Origin of the sequence: Mycobacterium gallinarum (assembly GCF_010726765.1) — a bacterium.
In the GTDB taxonomy this organism is placed as follows: Bacteria; Actinomycetota; Actinomycetes; order Mycobacteriales; family Mycobacteriaceae; genus Mycobacterium; species Mycobacterium gallinarum.
The window spans coordinates 2,219,224-2,229,313 of sequence record NZ_AP022601.1 but is presented as its reverse complement, the minus strand read 5'-3'; the positions used below and the strand labels follow the sequence as shown (position 1 = coordinate 2,229,313).

Below are 10,090 nucleotides of genomic sequence, written 5' to 3'. Positions count from 1 at the left end.
ATGCCGAGGTGGCCGTCGAAGATGTGATGGCGCTCAGCCCGCTGCAGCAGGGGTTGTTCTCGCTGGCCCAACTGAGCAGCGGTGACGCCGGTGACGACCCGTACGTCATCGCGATGTCCGCCGACATCTTCGGCGAACTGGATCCGGAGTTGTTGCGCACCTGCGCCGCGCACCTGCTGGCCCGGCATCCCAACCTGCGCGCCAGCTTCTTTCGCGGTGACCTGAGCCGCCCCGTCCAGGTCGTCCCCACCCGCGTCGACCTGCCGTGGCGCACGATCACCGCCACCGCCGACGAGGTCGACGCGCTGGACTTCGACGAACGATTGCGCCCGTTCGACCTCGAGCACGGACCCGCGATCCGCTTCGTGCTCATCGAGGTGCCCGAATCGCATTGGCGCCTCGTGGTGGTCGCCCACCACATCATCATCGACGGCTGGTCGCTGCCGCTGTTCGTCGGTGAGCTGATCGGCATGTACCGCGCAGGCGGGGATGCCGCTGTCCTGCCCCCGCCGCCGCGGCCGTACCGCGACTACATCGGTTGGCTCGCAGCGCGAGACCAGGAGGCCAGCCGCACACTGTGGCGCGAACACCTCGCCGGCATGGATGGTCCGACCCTGCTGTCGCCTACCCTTTCCGCGGGCGAGCCCGACGGCGGGTCGCCGCGTCGCACCGAGCTGAAGCTTGACACCGGCACCACCGCCGCGCTGGCTGGGGCGGCGCGTGCGCACGGGGTCACCGTGAACACCCTGGTGCAAATGGCCTGGGCGACTTTGTTGTCCGCGTTCGCAGATCGCAGTGATGTGGTGTTCGGCGTGACGGTGTCGGGTCGCCCCAGCGAGCTGGCCGGGGTTGAGACCATGGTCGGACTGTTCATCAACACCGTGCCGCTGCGGGTGCGGCTGGATCCCGCGACCTGCGCGGGCACGCAATGTGTTGCACTGCAACGCGAGGCGGCGAAGCTTCGTGACCACAGCTACCTGCCGCATGCCGAACTACGATCGCTCGGCGGCATCGGCGAGATGTTCGACACCCTGCTGGTGTACGAGAACTTCCCGCCCGGTGGACTGGTCGGAGGCGGGGAGTTCACGGCCAACGGCGCGACGTTCCGCCCGGCGGCGCTGGAGAGCCTGTCGCACTTTCCCGTCACCGTCGCCGCCCACATGGTCGACGACCAGCTGACGGTGCTCGTCGAGGTGGTCGACGGGGCACTCGGGTCGATGAAACCCGAAAGCCTGGGTCGACGACTGCTCAACACCGTGCAGCTGTTGATCGCCAAGTGGGACAGCCCGCTTCGCGATATCAGTGTCCTGCTCGACGGGGAGCAACCGCGAACCGAGATCGATGAGGCACCCGAACACACCGGGGTGCACACCAGGTTCACCGACGTCGCCTACACCCGGCTGGCATCGCGGGCACTGAGCTGGTCCGGCGGCGAGCTGACCTATCGCGAGCTCGATGAGGCCGCCGACCAGGTGGCCGCCCTGCTGGTCGGTAGCGGGGTTCGCGTCGAGGACCCGGTGGCGATCAACCTTTCACGCGGCCCGCAATACGTGATGGCCATGCTGGGGGTGCTGAAGGCCGGTGCCGTCATCGTCCCGCTCGACCCCGCTATGCCTGCCGACCGGATCGCTGACATCCTCGCCCAGTGCGGTGCGGCGGTGATCGTCGACGATCTGTTGATGTCGGCCGCTGCCGCCGGACAATCCGACGGATTCCAGCCCGTCGCAGCACATCCCGGCCAGGCTGCGTATGTCGTCTTCACGTCGGGCACCACGGGACGGCCGAAGGGCGTCATCGGTACCCACCAAGCGCTGCTCGCGTACGCCGAGGATCACGCCCAGCACATTCTGCGGCCCGCCGCGGCCCGGTTAAGCCATCCGCTGCGCGTCGCGCATGCCTGGTCGTTCACCTTCGACGCGGCCTGGCAACCGCTGGCGGCGCTGCTCGACGGGCACTCGGTGCACATTGTCGACGACGACGTCCAACGGGATGCCGAATCGTTGGTCGAGACCATCGCACGGTACGGAATCGACCTGATCGACACCACCCCATCGATGTTCGCCCAGCTGCACGCGGTCGGACTGTTGACGACGGTGCCCCTTGGCGTGCTCGCGCTGGGGGGTGAGGCGATCGGCATTCCGGCGTGGAACCTGATCCGCGACGAATGCTCTCGCACCGGCATGACGGCCTACAACTGTTACGGACCAACAGAATCGACGGTTGAGGCCGTGGTCGCGCCCATCGCCGATCATCCCGAGCCGACGATCGGTGTGCCCACGTCGGCGACCCGCGCCTACATACTGGATTCGTGGCTGCGGCCCGCACCCGACGGCGTGCCCGGCGAGCTCTACCTGTCCGGTCGCCAATTGACCCGCGGCTATCTCGGCAGGCCCGCCGAGACCGCGGGCCGATTCGTGGCCGACCCGTTCGTTCCCGGCGAGCGGATGTACCGGACCGGTGACGTGGTGCGACGCCAGCCCGACGGGGCGCTACAGTTCCTCGGCCGCTCTGACGCGCAGGTCAAGATCCGTGGGTTCCGTGTCGAGCCCGCCGAGATCTCGGCCGTGCTGCACACACACCCCGCGGTGCGTCACGCACATGTCGCGGTACGGGAGCGGGTTCGCGGCGGGCCGCGATTGATCGCCTATGTGGTCGCGGAACCAGCGCCTGACCTCGCCGAGTTGCGGGGCATGCTGTCAAAGCGGTTGCCGCGCTATATGGTTCCGCAGAGCATCGTCTTCGTCGACCAGATGCCGCTGACGTCGCACGGCAAGATCGACGAGCCCGCGCTGGCCGCGCTTCCCGTAGCCGACGCTCCTTCGGCGGCAGCGGAAACCGAAACCGAGGCCGCGCTCGTCGCTGTGTTGACCGAGCTACTCGACGGCGTCGAGATCGATGTCACCGCGGAGTTTCTTCAGCTCGGCCTCGACAGCATCGTCGCGCTATCGGTGGTGCAGGGCGCCCGCAGGCGCGGCATTCCCCTGCGGGCACGGCTGATGTTGGAGTGCACGACCATCCGCGAACTGGCCGCCGCGATCGACAACGAGTCTGTCACCGTCGACAGCCGGGGTGACGAGGGAACCGGGCCGATACCAGTGCCGCCCAACGTGCACTGGCTCTACGAGCACGGCCAACCGCGGCGGCTGGCGCAGACCGAGACGGTACGGCTGCCCGAGGGGATAACCCGCGCGGACCTGGACCGCATGCTCGATGCCGTCGTCGACGGGCACGAGGTCCTGCGCAGCCGCCTGGACATCGAAACGATGACGCTCGTCGAACACGAGCCCACCGGCTTTCTCACCGAGGTGTGGGTAGAGGGTGACATGGTCGACGCGGTCGCCGAGCATTCCGCACATGCGGTGGAACGGATTGACCCGCAACGGGGATCGATGATGTCGGCGGTGTGGCTGCGAGAGTCCGACGGACCGGGCGTGCTCATGCTGGTCGCACACGTGCTTGCGCTGGATCCCGCATCGTGGCGGATCGTGCTGGGTGAGCTCGACGCATCGTGGCACACCATCACATCGGGTCTGGATCCGCTGGCCACGACGGAGCACACCAGCTATCGGCGGTGGTCGCGGATGCTCGCCGAGCGCGCCGCCCGACTGGACACATGCGACTTCTGGGCGGCCCAACTCGAGGGTGCCGATCCGGTGCTCGGCACCCGACGCCTCCGGCCGGAGATCGACCGGATCGGCGACGTCGTCGTCACCATGTCGCTCACCGAGCCAGAGGTGTCGGCGCGTGTTCTCAGTGGTGCCGTGCCCGCGCAGAAGATCCTTGCGGCCGCGGCCGCAAGGACCATCGATCGGTGGCGCGAGCATCGGGGTCAGGACCAGGCGCCGCCCCTGCTCGCACTGGAGACGCACGGCCGCGCGGACGGAATCATGGACGACACCGACACTTCCGACACAGTGGGTCTGCTCACCGCCATCTATCCGCTGCGGATGAATGTGCCAGGCGCGATCGACGCGGTGCCGGGCGACGGTATCGACTTCGGGCTGCTGCGCTACCTGCGTCCGGATACCGCGGAGCGGCTGCGGGGGTACGCCGAGCCGCAGGTGCTGCTGAACTTTCTCGGCAGGGTGCACGTCGGCACCGGCGGCGAGCTGATCCCCGATCGCTCACTGTTGGCGCGCGTTTCGCCGCGGCCGGAACCCGATCTCGCTGTACGACATGAGTTGACCATCCTGGCCGCCGTGATCGGCGACGCGGACAGGCCGGTCCTGGGCACCCAGTGGCGCACGCTGCCGGAGATCCTGTCCGCCGACGACGTCGCCACCCTGCAGTCGATGTGGCAGGACTCACTACGAGAGGTTGCACCATGAGGCCTACCCTCGCCGTCGTCGGCGCAGGAGCCAAGGCCATTGCCGTCGCCGCCAAAGCGGCCGAGCTGAACGACATGGGCGTCGACGTGCCCAAAGTCGTTGCGGTGGAACGCACGGGCGTTGCCGCCAACTGGCAGGCCGAGGGCGGCTGGACCGACGGCCAGCACCGGTTGGGTACCAGCCCCGAGAAGGATGTCGGCTTCCCGTACCGCTCGTCGTCCCCTGCCCTGCGGGCGGGGGCCCAGGCGCCGGGCCGCAACGCCGAACTCGACGAACGCATGACGCGGCACAGCTGGCAGGCATACCTGATCGCGACCGGCCAGTTCGCCGAATGGGTAGACCGCGGCAGGCCCGCTCCCACACATCGCAAGTGGAGTCAGTACCTGCGCTGGGTCGCGGGCAACTGTCGGATGAACATCGTCTCCGGTGAGGTCACCGGGATCTCCGTCGACAGCACCGCCGCCACACCCCGCTGGGCACTGCACACGTCCGAGAAGGCGGTGCTCGCGGACGGCGTGATGATCACCGGTCCCGGCCAGCCCGAGCGGTCCATTCTGCCCGGCAACCCGCGGGTGCTCTCGATCGCGCAGTTCTGGCACCGGGCCGCGGGCAACGAGCTGATCACCGCGGAGCGGGTCGCGGTGATCGGGGGAGGCGAGACCGCCGCATCGATTCTCAATGAGCTGTTTCGGCACCGGGTTTCGACGATCACCGTCATCTCGCCCGGAGTCACCCTGTTCACCCGCGGCGAGGGATTCTTCGAGAACAAGCTGTTCTCCGACCCCACCGGCTGGACCAGCCTCACACTGAACGAGCGCCGCGACGCGCTGGCACGTACCGACCGCGGCGTGTTCTCCGCGCGGGTGCAGGATGCGTTGCTGTCCGACGACCGAATTCGCCACCTTCGCGGCCGCGTCGCGCACGCGGTGGCACGGGACAGCCGAATCCGCCTGACGCTCAGCACGAATCGGGGAAGTGAGAATTTCGAGACCGTGCACGGATTCGATCTCGTGATCGACGGTTCGGGCGCCGACGCGCTGTGGTTCCTGCCGCTGCTGGGCCAGGATGCGCTGGATCTGCTCGAACTGAGCCTCGGCGGCCCGATGACCGGTGACGCGCTCCAGGAGTTCATCGGCGACGACCTGGCCGTCGCCGGCGTCACGCCAAAACTGTTCCTGCCCGGACTGTCCGGGCTCACCCAGGGGCCGGGTTTTCCCAACCTGTCCTGCCTCGGACTGCTGTCGGACCGGATACTCGGTTCCGATTACGCCACGGAGCGAGGCCCGTCCGAGCGACCATCAAGGACTGTGACGGACAACGCACTGGAGAGAAGCGAATCCGTGGGCTGAGCTAGGCGTCGGCCGCGATGCGCCAGCCGGCGCTCTGCTGTTGCCGGCGCCAGAACTCGGCGAATCGTCCGCCGCGTCCGGTCAGCTCATCGATGGCGCCCTGTTCCACGATTCGCCCGGAGTCGACGAACAGCACATTGTCGGCGTTGCGGATCGCTCCCGGCCGGTGCGCGACGATGACGCGGGTGCGGCCGCGTGGATCGTCTCTGATCGCGTCGGTGACGGCCGTCTCGTTCACGGTGTCCAGCGCGCTGGTCGCTTCGTCGATCAGTAGGACTCCAGCCGGTTTCACGAGGGCTCGTGCAATGCTGACCCGCTGACGTTCACCTCCGGACAGCGCCGCTCCCGCCTCACCCACCCGGCTGGACTCGCCGTCAGGCAGGCGCGAGACTATTTCGTCGACGCGGGCCAGCGCCATGGCGTTTCGGAGATCGTCGTCGCGGGCGTCGGGGTGTCCGGCACGGACATTGTCCTTGATCGGGCCGTCGAACAGATAAGGATGCTGGAACACCATGCTCACCAGCGCCCGCCGCGTGGCCGCATCGAGTTCGTCGATATCGACGCCATCGACGAGGATCTGGCCGTGGGTGGGAGCATGCAATCCCGCGATGAGCGAGAGGATCGTGCTCTTACCCGAACCCGATGGGCCCACGATCGCGGTCGTCGTTCCGGGTTCGAGCACGAAGTTGAGCTCGGCGAGCACGTCACCGGCGTCTGCGGCACCGTCGTAGCGGAAAGCCACGTCGCGGAACTCGATTCGCGGCGCGCGGTTTGCGGTGGCGGCAACGCCGCCGCCGACCGCCGCGCGGGGGGCGTCGATGATGCTGCGCAGCCGGTTGAGCACGCCGCGTGAGTTCTCGACGGCTCCGGACAGGTCGGCGAGCGCGTTGAAAGGTTCGAGGAACCGCACCGTGACGATCAGCAGCGCGACGGCCTCCGGGGCGCCGATCTGACCTCGCACCGCCAGGGTCGTGATCATGCCCGCCAGCACGATCAGCGCGAGTTGGCTTGCCACGCTGAACATCAGCTGCCCGGGAATCTGGAACAGCAGCAGCCTCATCGCGGCACCTCGTGCGGTCGCCACCGCCTCGCCGGTCTGGCTGCGCGCTGCCGTCGCCCGCCGGCTGGCCCGCAGCGCCTGCTGCGTCCTGGCGAATTCGAGGATGCGTTCGGTGAGCGCGCTGTGTGCGCGACCGTCGGCGGCGTCAGCTGCCCGCACTATCCGCTGGCTGGCCACCAGCGCACCCAGCATCAGGGGCAACGCGATGGCCGCGGCCACGCCCAACTGCCATGAGACGAAGAACAACCCGAGTGCGATCGCCGCGGGCAGCAGTAGCGCGCCGAGGAACGGTGTGAGCAGGTTAGCGACGAAGGACACCAGATCCGGTGCACTGGCGGCGATGGCCTGACGCGCCATCGCGGTGTTGTCGGTGGTGAACCATCCGAGCGGGACGTCGGTGAGCCGGTCGGCCATCCGGTGCTGAGTGTCGTTCGCCAACGCGAAACCGATGCGATAGCCGATGCGCGCCTGGATCATCTCGACGATCCAGCCGCCGACGGTGGCCGCGGTGAGCGCGCCCAGCCACGGCAGGGCATCGGCGGGTGCCGAGCTGAACAGGGCGGCCAGCAGCGGTACCAGCAGCAGCGCGCTGGTGGCGCGCAGGATCACCGAAACAAGGCTCAACACTGCGTAACCCGTGAGTGCGCCGCGGTACCCGGCGGGGACCAGCCGGATCAAATTGCCGATCATCGGGTGGCCTCTCCGGTGAGTACTTCCGCGTGTGTTCCGGTCTCGCCTCGGCTGTCCCACAGTTGGCGGTAACGGCCGTCGGCGGCGAGCAGTTCGGTGTGCGAGCCGATCTCGGCGATACGCCCGCCGTCGAGCACGACGATCTGGTCGGCTTCGGTGACGGTGTGCAGCCGATGGGCGATCACCAGTACCGTGCGGTTGTGGATGAGGCGGCTCAATGCCTGTTGCACCAGGTATTCCGATTCGGGATCGGCGAACGCGGTCGCCTCGTCCAGGATCAGGATCGGCGTGTCGGCGAGCAACGCCCTGGCGATGGTGAGCCGTTGACGCTCGCCTCCCGACAGCTGGCTGCTCGCACCGAGCTCGGTCTGGTATCCGTTGGGCAGCCGCATGATCCGGTCGTGGATCTGTGCGTCCGTCGCCGCCGCCTCGACGTCAGCGTCGCTCGCATCCGGTCGGGCCAACGCGATGTTGTCTCGGACCGTGCCCTGGATGAGCTGGACATCTTGGAACACGAAACCGACCTGCGTGTACAACTCGTCGGGCTCCAACGTGCGCACATCGCGCCCGTCGATGCTGATCGAGCCGAAGTCGACGTCGTGGAATCGCGCGAGAAGTGATGCCAGCGTGGACTTTCCGGATCCGGAAGGGCCCACCAGCGCGGTGACGGTCCCCGGCCGCAGTGCCAGCGTGACGTCGTGGATGACGGGAACTCCCGGGCGGTAGCCGAAGCCCACGTTGTCGAAGGTGACCGTTCCCGGGTCGGCGGCAGGCGTCTTCGCCGCGGCGTCGTCTGCGTCCATGGTGGCCAGTTCGTCCTCGTCGAGGGTCACGGCGATGCGACGGGCGGCCTGCATCCCGTCGCGCAGACCGGCGAATCCGAAGGCGATGCCGAGCAGGCGGGTACCGAACGTCGTTCCGAGGATCAGGAACGGCAGCAGGGTCAACGGCGCCATCGCGCCGGAGACGACGAACAGGGTTCCCGCGGAAGCGATGAGCCACAGGAACGTCGACGGCCGAGTGGTCAGATCCATGAACGTCTTCTTGCCGATGAACGGCCGCTGCCAGACGTTGATGAAGTCTATGTACTCGTCGAGGCGACGACGGAATGACGACGCCGCCGCGCCGCCGAAGACCCGGATCACCGGCTGACCCTCGAGGTAGGCGGCGGCCTCGCCGTTCATCCGCTCGGCCCACCTCGACGCCTCGGTGATCTTCGGACCGCTCTGGTACACCATCGTCCACGTGGTGACGAGGTACACCAGGATCGGCAGCAGTAGCACCAATGCCAGTCGCCAGTCGACGACGAACAGGTAGACCAGCACCGCGATCGGCGCGACGACGGCGGCGACGGCATCGGACACCGCATGGGTGACGAGGTAGTGCAACGACAGGGTGTCGTCCTGGATCAGTTTCTTGACCGCGCCGGATCCGCGTTGGGTGAACCATCCCAGCGGTACCCGTGCGAGTTTGTCGATCAGCCGTCGACGAACAGTGGCGTTGAAACGCATGTCAACGGCGTGCAGCCACAACAGCAGTGCGGCGCTGAGCGCGGCGCCCGTTCCGAGCAGCACCACGAAGACGATCAGGGTGCTGCGCAATGCGGACTCACCCGCGCCCGCCAGCAGCTGCCTGGCCAGCTCGACGAGAACGATGAAGGGCGCCAACTGAATCAGCGTGATCAGCGTTTCGAGAATGCCGGTCGCGATCAGCTGCGGCTTCACCGGCGCCAACAGATCCTTGGCGGCCTGCGAACGCCACCGCCCCCTGGGTGCCTCCGCGGGGACCGGTGCCGCCGTGCTCTTCTCGACCGCACCGGTTTCGGACTCCACGGCCGAGGGCGTGTCCTCGTTGTCGCGGCGGCTGCCCATCTCGCGGCCCTGCGTCCAGTACGCCTGTGCCTGCAGGTCGGACTTCGGGAATCCGAACACGTCGCGCATGCGCTTACGCAGGTGCTTGAGCGACCCTGCCTCCGGTCCCGCCCACGCCGACCAGTTCGACCAGTCGCGGTCCTCGATGGCCGCGGCGAGGGCGAGCTCGTCGGTCCTGTCCACCCAGCGCAGTGCCCGACGTGGATGGTCGTTGATCGGGATGAGTTCGTCGTCATGGGAGTGCCGTTCGAGGTACACCTCGACGTCCACATCGTCTGGCAGCGCCGCGAGAATCGAGTTGATCGCGGGTATCGACGCCGAGTCGCCGATGAGCAGATAGCCGGCGGGCAATTCCTCGGGGACCGCGAATCCTTTGGACCCCAACGCGACGACGGGAAGGGTCATCCCCGGTTCGGCTCTGGCCGCCCAGTGGCTGGCCGGACCGGACGGCTCGTGGAGGACCATGTCCACCGCGAATTTGCCTGACTCCGGCTCGGTCCAGACGAGCGTGTAGATGCGCTGGAACTCGCTGTCGCCGCCCTCGGGGTCGGGAAACCAGAAACGCAGAAACGCCGTCGGCTCGACAACGACGTCCTGGAAGATCGTCGGTGAAGACATGGTGATTCGGACGAAGTGCGGCGCCACCCTCACGACGTCGGTGACGGTGGCCCGGTGGTCACGCCCCCCAAAGCTGCGCAGCAGGGCTCCCTGCAGGCCTCTTCCCATGTCCAAAGTCCTTTGCTCGGCAATGTCCGATCACGACAAGCCCCCGCCGTGCCCGACCTCGACGAG

The 10,090-nt window shown here is 67.7% G+C and carries 4 protein-coding genes; 2 read left to right on the top strand and 2 right to left on the bottom strand.

Annotated features, from left to right (window positions below; translation table 11 throughout):
* Nucleotides 1–26: 26 nt before the first annotated feature.
* A complete protein-coding gene (locus G6N42_RS11045; protein WP_163737310.1) occupies nucleotides 27–4,328 on the top strand; it encodes a non-ribosomal peptide synthetase in 4,302 nt (1,433 codons plus the stop codon).
* A complete protein-coding gene (gene mbtG / locus G6N42_RS11040; RefSeq protein ID WP_163729584.1) occupies nucleotides 4,325–5,677 on the top strand; it encodes an NADPH-dependent L-lysine N(6)-monooxygenase MbtG in 1,353 nt (450 codons plus the stop codon). Before G6N42_RS11045 ends, mbtG begins: the two co-directional genes overlap by 4 nt.
* 1 nt (nucleotide 5,678) lies before the next feature.
* Here mbtG and G6N42_RS11035 read toward each other — a convergent pair whose 3' ends face one another.
* Together G6N42_RS11035 and G6N42_RS11030 are read right to left on the bottom strand one after the other, a co-directional pair.
* Nucleotides 5,679–7,427, bottom strand: coding sequence for an ABC transporter ATP-binding protein (locus G6N42_RS11035; RefSeq protein WP_163729582.1), 1,749 nt, complete (start codon nucleotides 7,425–7,427; stop codon nucleotides 5,679–5,681).
* Nucleotides 7,424–10,024: an ABC transporter ATP-binding protein/permease gene (locus tag G6N42_RS11030; RefSeq protein ID WP_163729580.1), complete on the bottom strand. Its 2,601-nt coding sequence runs from the start codon at nucleotides 10,022–10,024 to the stop codon at nucleotides 7,424–7,426. Before G6N42_RS11030 ends, G6N42_RS11035 begins: the two co-directional genes overlap by 4 nt.
* Between the last annotated feature and the right edge of the window lie 66 nt (nucleotides 10,025–10,090).